The sequence below is a fragment of the Burkholderia sp. Bp9140 genome (genome assembly GCF_003853425.1).
Taxonomy (GTDB): domain Bacteria; phylum Pseudomonadota; class Gammaproteobacteria; order Burkholderiales; family Burkholderiaceae; genus Burkholderia.
In genome coordinates, this window is sequence record NZ_QTPQ01000001.1 from 280,934 (window position 1) to 300,514 (window position 19,581).

Consider the following 19,581-nt stretch of genomic DNA (forward strand, 5'->3'; position numbering starts at 1 on the left):
TCCTCCTTGAACGTCGGTTCCAGATGAGCTCAGGCAGCAGATAACTCCGGCGTTGCCCGTGGTATCGCCAGTCGCTCGCTTCAATCGGCCGGCGGCAACACTGCATTGCATCAAATGCTGCAACCGAGCCCGCGGAACGTGTAAGTTCTAGTGTAGGCCACTACCGCAGGGAGTAGTAATCCGGGCAGGCCGCTAGGATGCGACATCGACGTGACACTCCGTGCACCGCCGAAGGCGCAGGCTGATTGCTCGAGGCAATATCTCCTGTGCGCTTGCGCCCAGGGAGCTGCAAGGAGCTGCAAGGAGCTGCAAGGAGCTGCAAGGAGCTGCAAGGAGCTGCAAGGAGCTGCAAGGAGCTGCAAGGGCTCCTGACCCCGAATACGCATGGCCTTGGATGCCGGACTCGTCGTCCCATCGGTAAGCGATCGATAAAAGACAGAAACCGGCCATCAAGGGACTATCGCCAAACATCGCTGGATGGCGGTTAGCTAACGCAAGGCGGCCACCGCAAACCGAAAGTGGCCGACCGATTGACGAGCGTAGCCGATGCGCCCGCTACCTTTCGCCATCAGAGTTTGCGGCGAAACATCGGGCAACCGCGGATGCTCCTGCCGCTTTCCAGGAGCTGGTTTAAAGGGACTTTGCTAGAAGCCCATTGGCCCTATTGAAGGGGGCAGGTCACAATGGCCAACGGCCATTCGGCAGGAATGTCGCCAACGGCAGCAACGGGTCGATTGTGGTCTGTAGAAGGTATAGAAAGCAAAGGTTTCCAGCGAACAACTTCCTTGTGTCCGGAAGTCCGAAAAGACCAGGCAACAGTTGCTTCTGTATCGAAACGTGCTCCTGCCGTGAGTGAAGCCAATTCATTCGAACTGTTTCGAATCGTCGCGTTCCGAACCCGATCGACGTCTGCCTCGGTTCACTTTTCCCGTCTACACCAGCGCTGCAAGTTCGCAAACGAAATTGACTGGCTATGCCCAATGGCTAACGTTCGCACAAGCCGCCAATATTTGGCGTTGGCGATGGTCTAATGGGAAGTGTTAGATGCTGATCGCGCGAGCGAGTGAACCGCCCCGGGAATCGTGGAGGCTGGTTGGTTTAAGTTAATGCGGGTTCAGCGGCAGCTGTTTCAAGTTGCCGATAGTAGTTTGCCTCAGCTTCGGCGGGCGGGATATAGCCGAGGGGTTCCATCAATCGATGATGATTGAACCAGGCCACCCACTCCAGCGTTGCCAGTTCAACGGATTCCCGCGTTTTCCAGGTGCGGCGATGAATCAGTTCAGCCTTGTACAAGCCGTTGATCGTTTCAGCCAAGGCGTTGTCATAGCTGTCGCCCCGGCTGCCGACCGACGGTTCGATGCCCGCTTCGGCCAGCCGTTCGCTGTAGCGAATGCTGACGTATTGGGACCCTCTGTCCGAATGGTGTATCAAGGTTCCGTCGTCGCCCGGGCGTCGCGCGTAAAGCGTCTGTTCAAGTGCATCCAGAACGAAGTCCGTGGTCATCGAGGTGCTGACGCGCCAGCCGACAATACGGCGAGCGAACACGTCGATCACGAAGGCCACATACAGCCAGCCCTGCCACGTCGAAACGTAGGTGAAATCCGAAACCCAGAGCTGGTTCGGCCGTGCCGCCTTGAACTGGCGATTGACCCGATCCAGCGGGCGCGGGCCTATGGCATCAGGAACAGTCGTGCGAACACGCTTGCCTCGCATCACGCCGCGCAAACCCAGTTGCTTCATCAACCGTTCGACAGTGCAGCGCGCCACCGCGATACGCTCCCGGTTCATCTGCTTCCAGACTTTATCCGCGCCGTAGACCTGCATGTTGGCCCGCCACACACGCTCGATCTCCGGCCGCAGACGTTCATCGCGGATTGCGCGAACAGAGCGTCGCTCCGGATCACGAAGCTGCGCGGCATGGCGTCGGTAGCCCGACGGGGCAATCCGCAAGACCTTGCAGATCGGCTCGACCCCGAAGGTGTCGCGATGCTGATCGATGAAGGCCTTCAGGACTTGAAGCGGCGGTCGAGCTCCGCCTGGGCGAAAAACGCGCTCGCGACCTTGAGAATCTCGTTGGCACGACGCAACTCCTTGACTTCGCGCTCCAAGGCCTTGAGGCGCTCGCGCTCGTCTGTGGTCACGCCATCCCGCTCACCGTGGTCGACCTGGTCGCGCTTGACCCACTCGTGCAGTGTCTGCGGTGTGCAGCCGATCATCGGCGCAATCGACTCCACCGCCGCCCACATCGACGGATGTTCGCTACGCTGCTCGCGCACCAGACGCACTGCGCGCTCTCGGACTTCCGGGGAAAACTTGGTTACCTTCTTGTTCATGGCTCCATTCTCTCAAGAGTTGGAGCCTCCACAAAATCCGGGGCGGTTCAGAGTGGACGCGACGCAACCAGTAAGCCTCGCCGAAGCATCGCCTTCTTCGAAACAGAAATAAAGGAGGAAGCCAAAGCATCGAAACGCCGCAGTAAACGAGCGCGGGCCGCAAGTGCTACCAACACTCACGACCCGCTAACCACAGCCAACTGAACAGGAGTTGCCCATGGCTAAGGCGAATGATAAAGCACGTCCTCCGATTACGGAACGCTTCGTGACGGTTCAGGAAATCTGGGGTGTTCCGAAAAACTACAGCGTCAGGCCCGAGACGTTTTATCCGTATATGAAGATCGGCGGAATGTGGCTGGTCAAAGACGTGGGTTTTGATCCGGGCAAAAAGGTGCGGATAGCGGTCGAGCCGGGAAGGCTGGTCATTACGTCGATGTGAGATAGGGCGGCCGCGCTGCACATCCGCTCGATTCATCAGGACGCGGATCAACCAATCGGCTAGTGTGGCGCGATCAACTACATCCAGACCGTGATCGCCGATGAATCGGCGATAGAAATGGCCGCGCAGACACCAACGCGCGGCCTAGCTAAACTTCAACTCTCGCAAAGGCGAGCCTCAACGCTGTATGCGACCGTGTCGCACGGAGTCGCACGCGCGCCGGGTAGGGCAGCCGTTATCGGCCACCACCAAACATCACCAAGCAATATTGCAAGAAGACCGCGACGTCCCCGCACCGCCCGTAGCCGTGCAATGGGAACCCGCACCGTCGTCATAGAACGTCCGCGTTTCCGGTTGCGGCACTGACGGATCGTACGGATTCGGCGCGCTGTGCGGACCGCGCGCTGCATCGAAAGGCCGCGTCGGCGCATACGGGCTCCTGCCGCCCGGAGCTTGTGACCCATTGGCCCGCAGATATTCATTCCAGTTCAACTCGAGCTGTTCGTGTCTAGGCAACGTGCGCCCGAAGCTATCACTCCCACCCGCACCGAGCGCGACGCGATTCGAAGGCCATACGGAACCGGCGGATTCATGTTCACCCGAGGGCTGCGGCTGAAGCGTATCGCCTGAAACCTGCAATGGCCGCGTATCAGGCGTATCGAACGGACTACGTTCGACCGGTGCCGCGTACTTCACGCGCGGCGTCGTCCGTGTCGCGCGCCCATTATCCCGAGCCGCGACCCGACGTTCCGAGCGAAACACATTGGCACTGCCTGAACGATCGACCAGCGAATCGCGGCCCGAAGCGGCGGCAGCAGAAACAGAAAGCGCACAAGCAAGCGCGGCAGCGGAAGAAAAACGGAGAGGAGGATTCATCGGGATCCGAACCGGGTGATATGCAATGAGAGAAAAAACGGCAGATCACTGGCTGGCGGCTGGGCGACGGAGGGGCGTCGAAGCGGCCCTGAAGCGACTACGAGGCGCGGCGGACGCGACACGCAGGAAGGCTGGCTGGATTGCAGAGGCGAGTTCGAATTATTTCATAAAAATAACAACAAGCTTTCGTGTCTGCCTAATGTGTCAGAAAACAGAAGGATTGACCGCTTCAACCCAGCGCCCCGCATCGGTGCACGCCAACGCAATCCTCAGTCGATTGATTTAAATACATCGGACCCTATAAACCAAAAAGATCACACACCGCGAGTCCGAAAATCGCCAAACACCTTATCCAGAAAGGAACAGCCCCATCAACCCACCCAAAATCGCAACCCGATTGCACCCACGGCAAACGTTGCCACCCCCCACCCAGTTGCTCCCCGAGCGCCACCCCAACCCCGGTAAGTTTCTCCGTGTTTTCCCTCATAGAGCAGGCATTTTTGACAGACGATTTAAAAACGCCCATATAATTTCGGCTGCCTTGCCAACGGCTGTCGGACCATCCCTCCGAACTAGCGATTTGGCAAGCGGGGCAGGCGAAACGCTTGCGCAATGCAAGACGCATCACGATGTCTTTCCGAACCAGACGTCCCCTTCGGGGACTGCAAGAGCCGGGCCCCGCTACGCATCATCCATCCGCAGGTCCGTCTTCATGTGTCTCGGGCGTGTCCCATGTCCTCGCCCCGGGTGCTGTTCGATTGCGCAAGTCATGCCGCCTTTGCCCGTATGACTAACAACATCGAGGAGTTCCTGATGACGCTGTCCCGTCTTACGTCCATTTCCGTCGCCGCCGTGCTGTTCGCCGCCGGCGCCGCCGCCGCGCAAGCGGAAACCGTGAAGATCGCCATCGCTGGTCCGATGAGCGGCTCGGTCGCCCAATACGGCGACATGGTGAAGGCCGGCGCGCTGACCGCGATCGAACAGATCAACGCGGCAGGCGGTGCGGGCGGCAACAAGTTTGAAGTCGTCATGATGGACGACGCGTGCGAACCGAAGCAGGCCGTCGCCGTCGCCAACAAGATCGTCAGCCAGAAGATCAAGTACGTGATCGGCCACGTGTGCTCGGGTTCGACGATCCCGGCATCCGACATCTACGAGAACGAAGGCATCGTGATGGTCACGCCGTCGGCCACCGCGCCGCAGCTGACCGAAGGCAAGAAGCGCCACTTCATCTTCCGCACGATCGGCCGTGACGACCAGCAAGGCCCGGCCGCCGCGCACTACATCATCAACAACGTGAAGCCGAAGAAGGTCGCGATCCTGCACGACAAGCAGTCGTACGGCCAGGGCATCGCGTCGTCGGTGAAGAAGGACCTCGAAGCCGCGAAGATCCCGGTCGTCCTGTTCGAAGGCATCAACGCCGGCGATTCGGACTACTCGGCGATCATCACGAAGCTGAAGTCGCAAGGCGTGGATTTCGTCTACTTCGGCGGCTACCACCCGGAAATGGGCCTGCTGATGCGCCAGGCGCGCGAGCAGGGCGTGAAGGCAACGTTCATGGGGCCTGAAGGCGTGGGCAACAAGGACGTGACGGCGATCGCCGGCCCGGCTTCGGAAGGCATGCTGGTCACGCTGCCGGCCGACTTCTCGGCCGACCCGGCCAACGCAGGCCTCGTGAAGGCCTTCGCGGACAAGAAGCGCGACCCGAACGGCCCGTTCCAGATGCCGGCGTACGCAGCGGTGAAGATCATCGCCGACTCGATCGCGGGCGCCAAGACGACCGACCCGACGAAGGTCGCCGCGTACATGCACAAGACGACGTTCGACACGCCGATCGGCAAGGTCGCGTATGACGCACCGGGCGACCTGAAGGCATTCAAGTTCGTCGTCTACACGTGGCACAAGGACGCGACGAAGACCGCCGCCAAGTAACACGGAGTACCCGCCCGCGCACCCGCCCTGTCCGAGACCCGGACGGGGCGCGTGCGTATTGGTCGCGCATCCGCCCAGCGCGCGGCCAAGGGGCGGCCCGAGACGACACCGTGCGTTGCGCGCGGCCGAACGCCGTGATCCGGCGACGGCATGCGACCCAGCGCCAACGGGAGCTTCCCGCACATGACTGACTTCTTTCCTCAATTCGCCCAGCAGCTGGTCAACGGCCTGACGCTGGGTGCGATCTATGCGCTGATCGCCATCGGCTATTCGATGGTCTACGGCATCATCGGCATGATCAACTTCGCCCACGGCGAGATCTACATGATCGGCGCGTACGTGGGCCTCGTGACCCTCACGGCAATCGGCATCTCCGCCGGCTATCCGCTGCCGCTCGTGCTCGGCGCCGCACTGATCGTGTCGGTGATCGTCACCGGGCTGTACGGCTTCGCGGTCGAGCGCGTCGCGTATCGTCCGCTGCGCGGCGGCCCGCGCCTGGTGCCGCTGATCTCCGCGATCGGCATGTCGATCTTCCTGCAGAACTACGTGCAGATCGGCCAGGGCGCGCGCGACGTGTCGGTGCCGGTGCTGATCTCCGGCGCGTTCGAGATCCATCTCGGCGGCGACTTCGACGTGACCGTCCCGTATGCGCGCCTGCTGATCGTCTGCGTGACGATCGTGCTGATGATCGCGCTCACGCTGTTCATCTCGCATTCGCGGATGGGCCGGGCGTGTCGCGCGTGCGCCGAGGATATGAAGATGGCGAACCTGCTCGGCATCGACACGAACCGCGTGATCTCGTTCACGTTCGTGCTCGGCGCGATGCTGGCGGCCGTCGGCGGCGTGCTGATCGGGCTGACGATCGGCAAGCTGAATCCGTATATCGGCTTCGTCGCGGGCATCAAGGCGTTCACCGCCGCGGTGCTCGGCGGGATTGGCAGCATCCCGGGCGCGATGCTCGGCGGCGTGCTGCTCGGCCTTGCTGAAACCTTCGCCGCGGGCTACATGCCGGCCGAGTACAAGGACGTGGTCGCGTTCGGCCTGCTCGTGCTGATCCTGCTCTTCCGCCCGACCGGCCTGCTCGGCAAGTCGGACATCGAAAAGGTCTGAGGGAGACGCAGATGAGTCAAGTCATTTCCATTCGCCGCCCGGCGGCCGACGCTTCGGTCGGCCAGGCGCTGAAGAATGCCGTGGCCGCCGCGCTCCTGACGGCGATCCTCACGATTCCGGTGCTCGGCCTGCAGTTGAAGCTCGAAGGCTATCAGGTGGTGCTGACGCCGCACTGGCGCCCGGTGTGGATCGCGGTCGCGGCCGTGTTCCTGTTCCAGCTGTTCAAGCCGTGGCTCGTGCGCGCGAAATCGGCGGTGAAGCTGCCGGCGGCGCCTGCGATGGGCGCGCAGCAGCAGCGCGCGATCATCTGGGTGCTGCTCGCGGTCGGGCTGGTGTGGCCGTTCTTCGGCTCGCGCGGCGCGGTGGACGTCGCGACGCTCGCGCTGATCTACGTGATCCTCGGCCTCGGGCTGAACATCGTGGTCGGCTTCGCGGGGCTGCTGGATCTCGGCTATGTCGGGTTCTACGCGGTCGGCGGCTATACGTACGCGATGCTGAACCAGTATTTCGGGCTTTCGTTCTGGGCGTGTTTGCCGATCGCGGCGATCGCGGCGGCGACGTTCGGCTTCCTGCTCGGCTTCCCGGTGCTGCGCCTGCGCGGCGACTATCTTGCGATCGTCACGCTCGGCTTCGGCGAAATCATCCGCCTGCTCGCGAACAACCTGACGAGCCTCACGGGCGGCCCGGACGGCATCTCGAGCATTCCGAAGCCGACGGTGTTCGGCTTCGAGATGGCGCGCTCGGCGAGCGTCGAAGGCGCGAAGACCTTCCATGAACTGATCGGGCTGGAATACAGCGGCGAGCACATGGTGATCTTCCTGTACCTGATCGCGCTGGTGCTGGTCGGCTTCACGCTGTTCGTGACGAGCCGCCTGATCCGCATGCCGATGGGCCGCGCATGGGAAGCGCTGCGCGACGACGAGATCGCATGCCGTTCGCTTGGCCTGAACCCGACGCGCATCAAGCTGTCGGCGTTCACGCTCGGCGCCGCGTTCGCGGGCATCGGCGGCGCGTTCTTCGCGGCGCGTCAGGGCCTCGTGAATCCTGAATCGTTCACCTTCATCGAATCGGCGCTGATTCTCGCGATCGTCGTGCTCGGCGGGATGGGCTCGCAGCTCGGCGTGATCCTCGCGGCGATCCTGCTGACCGTGCTGCCGGAAGTCGCGCGCGGCTTCGCCGAGTACCGGATGCTGATCTTCGGTCTGGTGATGGTGTTGATGATGATGTGGCGTCCGCAGGGCCTGCTGCCCGCGAGCCGTCCCCACGTGGAGCTGCCGCAATGAGCGCGAACGCAGAACTGTTGAAGGTCGCCGGGCTGCAGATGCGCTTCGGCGGGTTGCTCGCGGTGGACGGCATCGATTTCGACGTGCGCCGCAACGAGGTGTTCGCGATCATCGGGCCGAACGGCGCGGGCAAGACCACGGTGTTCAATTGCGTCGGCGGTTTCTACAAGCCGACCGGCGGCGACGTCGTGCTCGACGGCCACGCGATTGGCGGGCTGCCGAGCCACCAGATCGCGGTGAAGGGCCTGGTGCGCACGTTCCAGAACATCCGCCTGTTCAAGTCGCTGACGGTCGTCGAGAACCTGCTGGTCGCGCAGCATCGCAAGGTGAAGTCGGGGCTGCTGCCGGGCCTCTTCTCGACGCCCGCGTATCGCCGCGCCGAGCAGGAAGCGCTCGAGCGCGCGGCCGTGTGGCTCGACCGGATGGGGCTGACGTCGGTCGCCAACCGGCCGGCCGGCACGCTGTCGTACGGGCACCAGCGGCGTCTGGAGATCGCGCGCTGCATGATCACCGAGCCGCGCCTCTTGATGCTCGACGAGCCGGCGGCCGGTCTCAACCCGCAGGAAAAGATCGAGCTGCAGCACCTGATCGACACGCTGCGCCACGAGTTCGGCGTATCGGTGCTGCTGATCGAGCACGACATGAGCCTCGTGATGGGCGTGTCGGACCGCATCCTCGTGATGGAGCACGGCCGGCCGATCGTGATCGGCACGCCGGAAGCGGTCCGCAACGACCCGCGCGTGATCAAGGCGTATCTGGGGGAAGAGTGATGCTGAAGCTGGAACAGGTCCATACGCACTACGGCGCGGTCGAGGCGCTCGCGGGCGTGTCGATCGAGGTGAACAAGGGCGAGATCGTCACGCTGATCGGCAGCAACGGCGCCGGCAAGACGACGCTGATGATGACCGTGTGCGGCACGCCGCGCGCATCGTCGGGCCGCGTGCTGTTCGAGGGCAACGACATCACCGCGATGTCGACGCACCAGATCATGCGGCAGGGGATGGCGATCTCGCCGGAAGGGCGGCGCGTGTTCCCGAGCCTGACGGTGCTCGAGAACCTGAAGATGGGCGGCTTCTTCGCGAGCCGCCACGAGATCGACGACGGCATCGAGCACGTGTTCAAGCTGTTTCCGCGCCTGAAGGAGCGGGCCACGCAGCGGGCCGGCACGATGTCGGGCGGCGAGCAGCAGATGCTGGCGATCGGCCGCGCGCTGATGAGCAAGCCGCGTCTGCTGCTGCTCGACGAGCCGACGCTTGGTCTCGCGCCGCTCGTGATCGCGCAGATCTTCGACATCATCCGGACGATTCGCGACGAGGGCGTCACGGTGTTCCTGGTCGAGCAGAATGCGAACAAGGCGCTGGGTGTGGCCGATCGCGGCTACGTGCTCGAAACGGGGCGCGTGGTGCTCGCCGATACGGGCGCGAACCTGCTCGCGAACGACCGGATCAAGCAGGCGTACCTCGGCGGTTGACGAGGGAAGCCGCCGGCCTGCAACGGGCCGGCGGTCTACCGGAATTTTGTAGCTGATTCGGCTTCGATCGTAGCGAATTCGGCTACATTCCGACAGAAACTTGCGCGGTCAGTCTGGAACGTTTGTGCACATCCGGCGACAGGCGGACGGCGTCATCCGGTACGCGCGGCGGAACCAGCGGCCCAGGTGGCGCTGGTCGGAGAAACCGGCATTCGCGGCATCCGCGGCGGCCTCGGCCGGCGTGCGGCCGGCCGCGAGCAACCGGCGCGCGGCGCGCAGGCGCAGATGCACCACGTATGCGTGCGGCGACGTGCCATACGCGGACTGGAACAGCCGCGTGAGCCGGAAGCGGTCGATGCCGGCGCGCGCGGCTACTGGCCGCCGCCATACAACTCGTTGAGACGCTGGAGTTCCCCCGACTTCTGCATACGCAAGTATTCCTGCTTCACTTGCGCGCGCGTGAGCCCGGTCGGTCCGCCCGCCTGCGAGCCGGCGCTGGGCATGCTGCCCATCGACGTCGCGCTGATCGCCGCGTTGGACGGCTTGCTCGACGCCGCCGCGGCGCCCTCGTCCTGAGCCCGGGCGAGCCCCGATGCGCCCACCACACAGATGACGGCCACTGCCGCCTTGTACATGCTCTTCATCGTGGCACCTCACATGAAAAAGCGATGCAACCACCACCACGCGACCGACGCGGATTCCGCAACGTCCGCGTTGGTCGACACGCCGCATGCGTGCGGCTGATTCCGCCGCAATTGCATTGCGTCGGACAAATTCCGGATGTCGAACGCCGCAATGGATTCGTCACGCACATGCAACCGGAATGGCGGAATGGTAGAACCCGCGCGCCGGATTGACGCCCTCTTGAAAGGGGGTAAATGCCGTCGTTGTCATGTGGAATGTCTAAGCTGGATGGGTATCGCGGAACGTGTGAACGAATCCGGCTCACGCTCGAGGAGCGCATTCATGTCTGACAAGCACGTCGCGCTAACCAGTCATATTCGTCGGCTCTGTTCGCTCGCCGTCGAGCCGCATCTCGTCATTCCTCATGTGATTGAGGCGACCCGGCGCATCGTCGGTGCCGATTGGGGCATGTTCTTCTATGCCGACGAGCACTACGCAGTGTCGGACGTGTGCAGCGAAAACGATGCGGTGTACACATTATTGCCGACGTATTTCGCGAACATCCACAACACTTCCCGGCAGGAGGTGCTGGGCATCACGTTTTCCGATGCGATGCGCCGCGGGCGCGGTTTCGACAACAGCGCGCACTACGACGATGCATTACTGTCGAGCGAGATGTATGCGGACCTGTGGCGGCCGGTGTCGATGCGCCACTGTCTCGAGCTGACCGCGACGGACGGCACGCGCGGCTGGGGCAGCCTGCTGCTGTCGCGCGCATCAGGCTGTCGTCCGTTCTCGGAACAGAACCATCGCGACATCGAACCCGTGGCACGGCATCTTGCCCATGCGCTGTCGCGGCCGGTGCAGCCAACGCTGCACGAATCGGAATGCAGCCAGTCCGCCATCATGGTGGTCGACGACGATGGCCGGCTCCTGCTGCACAACGCAGACAGCATCCGGATGCTGTCGCTCGCGACCGGCGAGCCGCTCGCGTTCTATCGTCACGAACGCTTGCCGGACTGGCTCACGCCGCTGCGATCGAACATCAACCGGATCTGGCGCGGCTATCCGGCGCCGCCCCCGACGGTCGAGCGTCGCAATAATGCAGGCCGCTTCCGGTTCATGGCCTATCGATGCACCGACGCGGCGGCAATGCAACGCGATTTCGCGATCGTGATCTATATCGAACACTTTCCGCCGCTCAAGCTGACGATCGAACGGCTCGGTTTCGCGTTCGGCCTGACCGAACGGCAGCGCGAACTCTGTGAGCAGCTCGTGCTGGGCCGCTCGCACAGCGAGATTGCGCGTGGCTTCGCGCTGCGCGACAGCACGGTCGTCGATCATGTTCGCAAGATCTATCGCAGGCTCAACGTACATAATCACGACGAGTTGCGCAGCTTGTTTCGGATCGGGAGGCATGACTAGGTGATGGGGCGCGCGGCGCGGCACGCCGCGTCCTGCTCGAACCTTGCCGCCCGCTGTGTGCGTGCGGCGTTGCGCTTGTCGTTCTGCTCGTCGTCCTGTCACCGCGCGCGTCCAATCGCCTGTTCCAGCAGCGACAGCCCGAGATCGATTTCCGCTTCGCTGACCGTCAGCGGCGGCGCGATCCGGAACACGCCGCCCATGCCGGGCAACTGCACGATGTTCATGCTGAGCCCGAGGTTCATGCACTCGCGCGTGATCTTCGCGCCGAGGCCGTCCGCCGGTTCCTTCGTTCGCCGATCCTTGACGATCTCGACGCCGAGCAGCAGTCCACGCCCGCGCACGTCGCCGATGCAGTCGAAGCGCTCCATCAGGTCGAGCAGCCCGCGCCGCAGCCGGTCGCCCATCACGTTCGCGCGCTGGACGAGGCCGTCGCGCTGCACCACGTCGAGTACGCGCAGGCCGACCGCGGCCGGCAGCGGGTCCGACACGTGCGTCGTGTAGAACAGGTAGCCGAGCTCGTGTGCGCGTTCCTCGATCTGTGCCGACGTGACGACGGCCGCGAGCGGTAGCCCGGCGCCAAGGGTCTTCGACAGCGTGAGGAGGTCGGGCGTCACGCCGTCTCGCTGGCACGCGAACATCGTGCCGGTGCGTCCGACGCCGGTTTGCGCTTCGTCGAGGATCAGCAGCATTCCGCGCTCCTCGCACTTGCGCTTGAGCGCCGCCATGTAGCCTTCGGGCAGTTCGATGATGCCGCCCGAACTCAGGATCGGTTCCGCGATGAACGCCGCGAGGTTGCCGCTCGACTGGCGATCGATCAGGTCGAACGCGTAATCGAGTTCGGCGAGATAGTCGTAGGTGCCGTTGCGTTCGAAGCGCGGCCGGTACGTGAACGGCGCCGGAATCGCGAACGAGCCGACGGCGGCCGGGCCGACGCCCTTGCGGCCGGCGCTGTATGTGGCCGACGCCGCGGCGCCCGTCATGCCGTGCCACGACTGCGCGAAGCCGACGATCTCGTACTTGCCGGTGACGAGCTTCGCCATCCGGATCGCCGCTTCGTTCGATTCCGCGCCGGTGCTCAGCAGCAGCGCGCGATCGAGCCCGGGCGGCGTGATGTCGGCGAGGCGCGTCGCGAGGTCGACGACGGGGCGCGACAGCATCCCGCTGAACAGGTGATCGAGCTTGCCCGCGTATTCGCTGATGACGGAGACGATCTCCGGGTGGCTGTGCCCGAGCACCGCGCTCATCTGGCCCGACGTGAAATCGAGGATCGCGCGGCCGTTGGCGTCGTAGACGAAGCTGCCTTGCGCGCGCTCGATGATCATCGGCTCGAACGTGCCGCCGTAGCGGATCAGGTGCTGCCTGGCGTTGTGCCAGAAGGTTGCGTCGTCGTTCAGGGACATCGGGCTTCTCCGGACAAGGGCAGGGATCGCTTGCAGTCTAGGCGCCGGTCTGGTTTTATGGAAACGAATAGTTCTTATGCAAGGTAGAAAAGGAGCTAATACCTTGGGACGCTCGCTCGAAATCGACCTGCTGCGCTCGTTCGTCGTCATCGCCGAGGTGCGTTCGTTGAGCCGCGCGGCGGCGCGGGTCGGCCGCACGCAGTCCGCGCTCAGCCAGCAGATGCGGCGGCTCGAGGAGAGTGTCGACCAGCCGCTGTTCCAGCGCACCGGCCGCGGCGTGCTGCTGACGCACCCCGGCGAGCGGCTGCTCGTGCATGCGCAGCGCATCCTGCGGCAGCACGACGAGGCGATGGCCGATCTGTGCGGCACGGGGTTGTCGGGCACCATCCGGTTCGGCTGCCCGGACGATTACGCGGCCGTGTTCCTGCCGTCGCTGCTGCGGCAGTTCTCGAGCCAGCATCCGCAGGCGATTGTCGAGGTCGTGTGCGGGCCGACGCCGCGGTTGCTTGAACACCTCGACAAGCGGGCGGTTGATCTCGCGATGATCTCGTTGCCGGACGATGGGTCGACGGACGATTTCATCCGTCGCGAGCAACTGGTCTGGATCGGTTATCCGGGGCTGGACGCCGCGCAGTTCGATCCGTTGCCGCTCGCGCTTTCCGATCCCGATACGCTCGATCACATCGCGGCCTGCGATGCATTGCAGCGCGCGGGCCGTGATTATCGCGTCGCGTATGCGAGCAGCAGCCTGGCGGGGCTGACCGCGCTGGTGCGTTCGGGGCAGGCGTTCGCGGTGATGACGCAGACGGCGGTGCCCGCCGATCTGGCGATCCTCGCCGGCGATCGCGGGTTGCCGCTGTTGCCGACGGTGGGCATTACGCTGCGGTTCGACCGGAAACGGCCGTCGCATTTGACGGCGGTGTTTGCGGAGCACATTCGGGCGGTGTTGCCGGTGCTGTGACGGGAGGCCTTCGCTCCCGACAATGCCGCAGCTACCGTCAATCGTCCGGCATCGATGCCGGATTGAACTCGATCGAACGCACGTGAAAGCCGCCTGTCAACAAACGGATCGCGCCGCGGCCGGCATTTTTCGTCAGCGGGGAAGCAGGGGGGGAGCGACCCGTTCGTGACGGGCGATCTAGAATTGACGTTCGACCGACCGAATCGCCGTTGCCAGCCCGATGCCGCGACGCCGATATCGGCCTGTCGGGCGACCTGTTCTCTTCAACGGATTCCAACATGCGCATCCCGCCGCTCAAGGCCATCATCGCGTTCGAAAGTGTCGCCCGGACCAAAAGCGTCAATCGCGCGGCGGAAGAACTCGGCCTGACCGCGTCCGCCGTGAGCCACCAGCTCAGCAATCTCGAATCGCAGATCGGCCAGCCGTTGTTCCAGCGATCGGGACGCGGACTCGTCCTCACACCGACCGGCGAACGCTACCTGGCGGACGTCACCGGGTCGCTGGCCGACTTGAGCCGCGCAACCGAGCGCGCGTCGAGCCGCACGGAAGTGGACATCCTGCGCGTGCATTCGAGCCCGAGCTTCGGGCTGATGTGGCTATTGCCGCGGCTGTCGTCGTTTCAGGAGGCGAACGGCGATATTCAGCTGAATCTGGCGTGCTCTTACGAAAACGTGTCGTTCTCGAACGGCTTCTACGATATCGACGTCCGCCATGGCTACGGCAACTGGGACAACCTCGAAGTCAAAACGGTGCGCGGCGAGTTCATTGCGCCGCTTGCTTCGCCGCAATACCTCGAACAGCATCCGGTGAGGGCGCCGGAAGACCTGCTCGCGCACCGCCTGATCTATTCCGAAACGCCGCTGGTGCAGTGGAAACAGTGGTTCGGCCGGACCGGCGTGTCGCACGCCGCGCAGAAGACCTTCGATTTTTCATTCGACCGCTCGTACATGTCGCTCGAAACCGCCGCGCTCGGTCTCGGCATCGCGCTCGAAAGCCTGATGCTTGCGTCGGTGAAGATTCGCGAGGGGCTGCTGGTGCCGGTGTTCGACGAGACATACGCTGTGGAGGTCGGCGCGCATCACCTCGTTTACCCGCGGCAGAACGCGGAGCTGCCGCGCGTGAAGCGCTTCCTCGCCTGGATTGAGCGGGAGGTCGCGGGGGGCGGGCGGACGCGCTGAGCGAAGCGCCTGCGCGCCGTACGCAATATTGCATTGCGGCACGCTGCGACGGGCGGCGCGGCGTCATCTGAAATTTTCTCAACTATGGCTGAGCGTTTCCGCGTTGATGCGGGTGTCGGGTGAGCCGACACTCTGGACACACATCAACATAGGAGACGGACGATGTTGCTCGACAACAGGACCATCATCGTGACCGGCGCGGCGTCGCCGCGCGGCATCGGCAAGGCTACTGCCCGCGCGCTCGCCGCCCACGGTGCGCGCATTGCGATTCTCGACCTTCGTCGCGAAGACGCCGAGGCGGCTGCCGCCGAACTCGGGACGGACCATCTCGGGCTGGCGTGCGACGTGACCGATCGCGACGCATGCGTGGCCGCGGCCCGCGCGACGCTGGAGCGTTATGGCCGCATCGACGGCCTCGTGAACAACGCCGGCATCACGCAGCCCGTGCGCACGATGGACATTTCCGGGCGCGACTTCGATGCGATCGTCGACGTGAACCTGCGCGGTACGCTGTACATGTCGCAAGCGGTGCTGCCGGCGATGCAGGAGCAGCGTGGCGGCAGCATCGTATGCATGTCGTCGGTGTCCGCGCAGCGCGGCGGCGGCATCTTCGGCGGGCCGCACTACAGCGCCGCCAAGGCCGGCGTGCTTGGCCTCGCGAAGGCGATGGCGCGCGAGTTCGGCGCCGACCGTATCCGCATCAATTCGATCACGCCGGGCCTGATCCAGACCGACATCACCGGCGACAAGCTGACGCCCGACATGCGCGAGGAGATCATCAAGGGCATTCCGCTCGGCCGCCTCGGCGATGCCGCCGATGTCGCCAATGCGTGCCTGTTCCTGCTGAGCGACCTGTCGAGCTACTTGACGGGCATCACGCTCGACGTCAATGGCGGGATGCTGATTCACTGACCACGGCGCCGCGATACACGCGGCGCCGCCCATCATGCACCCGGGACAACTCGGGGCCATGGCAGGAGACAAAGATGAGAGCAAGGTACCCCGCACCGTCGGTTCAGGGCGAGATGCTGCAACGGGACGATGCACGGACGTTCGAAGCGGCCACGTACGCGAAGGTCGCGCGCCGGCTGATCCCATTCCTGATGTTGTGCTACCTGGGCGCGTATCTCGACCGCGTCAACGTCGGCTTCGCGAAGCTGCAGATGCTCAACGACCTGCGTTTCAGCGAGACGGTATACGGGATGGGCGCAGGCATCTTCTTTCTCGGCTACTTTCTGTTCGAAGTCCCGAGCAACCTGATCCTGCATCGCGTCGGTGCGCGCCGCTGGCTCGCGCGCATCATGCTGACGTGGGCCGTGATTTCCGCGAGCTTCGTATTCGTGAAGTCGCCCACTGCGTTCTACGTGCTGCGGTTTCTGCTCGGCGTTGCCGAAGCGGGCTTTGCACCGGGCGTGATCCTGTACCTCACGTACTGGTTTCCGTCGGCGCGTCGCGCGAAGGCGCTGTCGCTGTTCTTCATGGCGATTCCGCTGGCCGGAATCATCGGCGGGCCACTGTCGGGCGCGATCATGCACGCGCTGCACGGCGCGATGTCGATGGCGGGCTGGAAGTGGTTGTTCCTGCTCGAAGCGTTGCCTTCGTTCGTGCTGGGTTTTGCGATCCTGCTGTATCTCGACGACGGCATCGCCGGCGCAAAATGGCTGACCGATGCCGAAAAAGCCTTGCTGACGCGCAATGTTTCGACCGACGCCGAGCACACGACCGCCCACCTGTCGATTCGTGCATTCGTCGCCGACCGCCGCCTGTGGCTGATGGCCGCGATCTACTTCTGCGTCGTGCTCGGGCAGTACGGGCTAACGTTCTGGTTGCCCACGATCATTCGCAAGGCCGGCGTCGCGGATCCGCTGTGGGTCGGCCTGCTTACCGCGATTCCGTATGCCTGTGCGATCGTCGCGCTGCCGCTGATCGGCATGAGCGCGGATCGCCGCCGCGAGCGCCGCTTCCATCTGGCGGTGCCGATGCTGATCGCCGCGGCAGGCTTCGCGACGTTGCCGATGCTCGGCACCGTCACCGCGTCGATCGTGTGCCTGAGCATTGCGTCCGCCGGCATCCTGGCATCGTCGTCGCAGTTCTGGTCGCTGCCGACCGCGCTGCTGGGCGGGATGTCGGCAGCAGCGGGAATCGCCGCGGTCAACTGCTTCGCGAACCTTGCGGGCTTCTTCTCGCCGGCGATCGTCGGCTGGCTGAACGACCTGACCGGCAAGTCCACCGCGGGGCTGCTCTTCATCTCCGTCGCGATCACGCTCGGCGCACTGCTGGTGTTCCTCGTGCCCCGATCCGTGAACCGCTGATTCGATTTGTCTTCTTTCCGACCGATACTGGAGCTATCGATGGATACCGAAACCATCCATGAAGCGGTCACGCTCGCCGAGCGCGCGTACCGCATCCGAAGAAACGCCGTGCTGATGGGCGAAGTGCAGGGGCAGGGCTATGTCGGCCAGGCGCTCGACATCGCCGATGTGCTGGCCGTCGCGTATTTCGGCGCGATGCGCTATCGCGCCGACGATCCCGAGTGGGACGGGCGCGACCGCTTCCTGCTGTCGAACGGCCACTACGCGATCGCGCTGTACGCCGCGCTGTTCGAGGCCGGTATCCTGCCGGCCGAGGAGCTCGAAACCTACGGCAGCGACGACAGTCGCTTGCCGATGTCCGGGATGGCGAGCTACACGCCCGGGATGGAAATGTCCGGCGGCTCGCTCGGGCAGGGCCTGACGATCGCGGTCGGCCGTTGTCTCGGTCTCAGGCGCAAGGGCTCGGATGCGTTCGTCTATACGCTGTTTTCGGACGGCGAGCTCGACGAAGGCGCGATCTGGGAAGGGCTCATGTCGGCCGCGCACTGGAAGCTCGACAACCTGATCGCGATCGTCGACGTGAACAACCAGCAGGCCGACGGTCCGTCGACGCAGATCATGGCGTTCGAGCCGCTGGTCGACAAGCTCGAAGCGTTCGGCTGGTACACGCAACGTGTGGACGGCAACGACGTCGATGCGGTCAAGCGCGCGTTCGACAATGCGCGCCGGCATGACAAGCCGCAGCCGCGGATCATCGTCTGCGACACGAAGATGGGGTGCGGCGTGCCGTTCCTCGAAGCACGCGAGAAGAGCCATTTCATCCGGGTCGATGCGCACGAGTGGAAACTCGCGCTCGACGCACTCGAAGCAGGGAGACACGCATGAGCACCGTCGACAACAAGCCGCGCCTGAAGACCTCCGCGATGATCGCGTCCATCGCGGCCGAGGGGCAGGCGACCCGTTCCGCGCCGTTCGGCCATGCGCTCGCGAACCTCGCGCGCACGAACGGCAACGTGATCGGCATGACGGCCGATCTTGGCAAGTACACCGACCTGCACATCTTTGCGAAGGCATTTCCCGAGCGTTACTACCAGATGGGCATGGCCGAGCAATTGCTGATGGGTGCCGCCGCCGGGTTCGCGCACGAAGGCGCACAGCCGTTCGTCACGACCTATGCGGTGTTTGCGACTCGCCGTGCGTACGATTTCATTCACCAGGCGATCGCGGAGGACAATCTCGATGTGAAGCTGGTGTGTGCATTGCCGGGACTCACGACCGGCTACGGGCCGAGCCATCAGGCGGCCGAGGATCTCGCGTTGATGCGTGCGATGCCGAACATGACCGTGATCGATCCGTGCGACGCCCTGGACATCGAGCAGATGGTGCCGGCGATCGCCGCGCACAAGGGGCCAGTATACGCACGGCTGCTGCGTGGAAACGTGCCGGTCGTGCTTGACGAATACGATTACCGTTTCGAGCTCGGCAAGGCCAAGCTGCTGCGCGACGGCAACGATGTGCTGCTGATCTCGTCCGGGATCATGACGATGCGCGCGCTCGAGGTTGCGAAAGCGCTCGAGGCAGATCGCGTCGATGTGGCCGTGCTGCATGTGCCGACGATCAAGCCGCTCGATACGGCGACCATCGTTCGCGAAGCGGCGCGCAAGGGGCGCATGGTGATCGTCGCGGAGAACCATACGGTGATCGGCGGACTCGGCGAAGCGGTGGCGACGGCGTTGCTCGGGGCCGGTGTCACCATGCCGTTCCGCCAGATCGCGCTGCCGGATGCGTACCTCGCCGCGGGCGCGTTGCCGACGCTGCACGAGCGCTACGGAATCTCGGCCGGCGCGATGCGCACGAGTATCAGATCGTGGCTCGGCTGATGGCTTGAAACCCGGCTTGCGCAGGTGGCGCCGGATCGTAACCGGATCCGGTACGACGCGCTGGAAACAAAAAAACCGCGAAGCGTTGCGCTGTCGCGGTTTCTTGCAAGTGCCCGAAACACGGTGAAAACCGTATCTGGTGCCGACGGCGAGACTCGAACTCGCACAGCTTTCGCCACTACCCCCTCAAGATAGCGTGTCTACCAATTTCACCACGTCGGCACTGCAGGGGCGCAATTCTAGCGTCACATTGCGCATTTGTGAAGGGGGCGTGACACGGTTGCGGGGGAGGCGAAAGCGATCCCGGTAAAATTCGTCGGATCGATCCGACGATCATCGCAACCGCAACCCGTTTCC

The 19,581-nt window shown here is 64.0% G+C and carries 16 protein-coding genes, 1 tRNA gene, 1 pseudogene and 1 other annotated feature; of the genes and pseudogenes, 13 read left to right on the forward strand and 5 right to left on the reverse strand.

What is annotated here, in order from left to right; genetic code table 11:
• Positions 1 to 1,098 precede the first annotated feature (1,098 nt).
• Positions 1,099 to 2,333 (reverse strand): IS3 family transposase gene (locus tag DIE21_RS01270; protein WP_124495265.1). Its coding sequence is split into 2 segments (ribosomal slippage): positions 1,099 to 2,042 and positions 2,042 to 2,333, totalling 1,236 coding nucleotides; the frame shifts between segments, so codons are not numbered across the junction.
• Positions 1,936 to 2,052, reverse strand: a sequence feature (AL1L pseudoknot). It overlaps the preceding gene by 117 nt.
• 217 nt (positions 2,334 to 2,550) lie before the next feature.
• On the opposite strand from DIE21_RS01270, the gene DIE21_RS01280 reads away from it, so the two are divergent.
• Entirely contained in the window at positions 2,551 to 2,772 is a 222-nt protein-coding gene (locus tag DIE21_RS01280; protein ID WP_185640548.1) for a SymE family type I addiction module toxin, read from the forward strand.
• A 255-nt stretch (positions 2,773 to 3,027) separates the two neighbouring features.
• Here the strand turns inward: DIE21_RS01280 and DIE21_RS01285 are convergent, their stop codons facing one another.
• Positions 3,028 to 3,648, reverse strand: a complete 621-nt coding sequence (locus tag DIE21_RS01285; RefSeq protein WP_124495269.1) for a hypothetical protein — start codon at positions 3,646 to 3,648, stop codon at positions 3,028 to 3,030.
• 813 nt (positions 3,649 to 4,461) lie between these two features.
• Here DIE21_RS01285 and DIE21_RS01290 point away from each other — a divergent pair.
• The 5 genes from DIE21_RS01290 (at position 4,462) to DIE21_RS01310 (ending at position 9,444) form a co-directional block, all read left to right on the forward strand.
• Positions 4,462 to 5,580 (forward strand): branched-chain amino acid ABC transporter substrate-binding protein, encoded by a 1,119-nt coding sequence (locus tag DIE21_RS01290; protein ID WP_124495404.1) that lies wholly within the window; start codon positions 4,462 to 4,464, stop codon positions 5,578 to 5,580.
• Positions 5,581 to 5,763: 183 nt separating this feature from the next.
• Positions 5,764 to 6,690: a high-affinity branched-chain amino acid ABC transporter permease LivH gene (gene livH / locus DIE21_RS01295; RefSeq protein WP_034181013.1), complete on the forward strand. Its 927-nt coding sequence runs from the start codon at positions 5,764 to 5,766 to the stop codon at positions 6,688 to 6,690.
• 11 nt (positions 6,691 to 6,701) lie between these two features.
• Positions 6,702 to 7,973 (forward strand): high-affinity branched-chain amino acid ABC transporter permease LivM, encoded by a 1,272-nt coding sequence (locus tag DIE21_RS01300; protein ID WP_124495271.1) that lies wholly within the window; start codon positions 6,702 to 6,704, stop codon positions 7,971 to 7,973.
• Entirely contained in the window at positions 7,970 to 8,743 is a 774-nt protein-coding gene (gene livG / locus DIE21_RS01305) for a high-affinity branched-chain amino acid ABC transporter ATP-binding protein LivG (RefSeq protein WP_124495272.1), read from the forward strand. The genes DIE21_RS01300 and livG overlap by 4 nt, the downstream gene beginning before the upstream one ends.
• Positions 8,743 to 9,444 carry an ABC transporter ATP-binding protein gene (locus DIE21_RS01310; protein ID WP_011694813.1) on the forward strand — a complete coding sequence of 234 codons (702 nt, stop codon included), beginning with the start codon at positions 8,743 to 8,745 and terminating at the stop codon, positions 9,442 to 9,444. The genes livG and DIE21_RS01310 overlap by 1 nt, the downstream gene beginning before the upstream one ends.
• Before the next feature lie 108 nt (positions 9,445 to 9,552).
• On the opposite strand, the pseudogene DIE21_RS01315 reads toward DIE21_RS01310, so the two are convergent.
• Positions 9,553 to 9,819 (reverse strand): annotated as a pseudogene (locus DIE21_RS01315) (helix-turn-helix domain-containing protein); the annotation flags it as partial.
• A gap of 456 nt (positions 9,820 to 10,275) precedes the next feature.
• On the opposite strand from DIE21_RS01315, the gene DIE21_RS01325 reads away from it, so the two are divergent.
• On the forward strand, positions 10,276 to 11,493 hold the full coding sequence (locus DIE21_RS01325; protein WP_260432256.1) for a helix-turn-helix transcriptional regulator: 1,218 nt from the start codon (positions 10,276 to 10,278) through the stop codon (positions 11,491 to 11,493).
• Between the two features lie 98 nt (positions 11,494 to 11,591).
• On the opposite strand, the gene DIE21_RS01330 is transcribed toward DIE21_RS01325, so the two are convergent.
• Positions 11,592 to 12,893, reverse strand: coding sequence for an aspartate aminotransferase family protein (locus DIE21_RS01330; RefSeq protein ID WP_124495276.1), 1,302 nt, complete (start codon positions 12,891 to 12,893; stop codon positions 11,592 to 11,594).
• 76 nt (positions 12,894 to 12,969) lie between these two features.
• Between DIE21_RS01330 and DIE21_RS01335 the strand changes: the two genes are divergently transcribed.
• From DIE21_RS01335 to DIE21_RS01360, 6 genes are all read left to right on the forward strand, one after another.
• On the forward strand, positions 12,970 to 13,854 hold the full coding sequence (locus DIE21_RS01335; protein WP_185642716.1) for a LysR family transcriptional regulator: 885 nt from the start codon (positions 12,970 to 12,972) through the stop codon (positions 13,852 to 13,854).
• 278 nt (positions 13,855 to 14,132) lie between these two features.
• Positions 14,133 to 15,032, forward strand: a complete 900-nt coding sequence (locus DIE21_RS01340) for a LysR substrate-binding domain-containing protein (protein WP_124495280.1) — start codon at positions 14,133 to 14,135, stop codon at positions 15,030 to 15,032.
• Positions 15,033 to 15,194: 162 nt separating this feature from the next.
• The gene (locus DIE21_RS01345; RefSeq protein ID WP_124495282.1) at positions 15,195 to 15,944 is read left to right on the forward strand and encodes an SDR family NAD(P)-dependent oxidoreductase; all 750 of its coding nucleotides are present in this window, start codon (positions 15,195 to 15,197) and stop codon (positions 15,942 to 15,944) included.
• A gap of 74 nt (positions 15,945 to 16,018) precedes the next feature.
• The gene (locus DIE21_RS01350; protein ID WP_124495284.1) at positions 16,019 to 17,344 is read left to right on the forward strand and encodes an MFS transporter; all 1,326 of its coding nucleotides are present in this window, start codon (positions 16,019 to 16,021) and stop codon (positions 17,342 to 17,344) included.
• 39 nt (positions 17,345 to 17,383) lie between these two features.
• Positions 17,384 to 18,229, forward strand: a complete 846-nt coding sequence (locus DIE21_RS01355) for a transketolase (RefSeq protein WP_124495286.1) — start codon at positions 17,384 to 17,386, stop codon at positions 18,227 to 18,229.
• The gene (locus DIE21_RS01360) at positions 18,226 to 19,224 is read left to right on the forward strand and encodes a transketolase family protein (RefSeq protein WP_124495288.1); all 999 of its coding nucleotides are present in this window, start codon (positions 18,226 to 18,228) and stop codon (positions 19,222 to 19,224) included. The genes DIE21_RS01355 and DIE21_RS01360 overlap by 4 nt, the downstream gene beginning before the upstream one ends.
• Positions 19,225 to 19,361: 137 nt before the next feature.
• Here DIE21_RS01360 and DIE21_RS01365 read toward each other — a convergent pair.
• Positions 19,362 to 19,446: transfer RNA gene (locus tag DIE21_RS01365), tRNA-Leu, on the reverse strand.
• Positions 19,447 to 19,581: the final 135 nt, after the last annotated feature.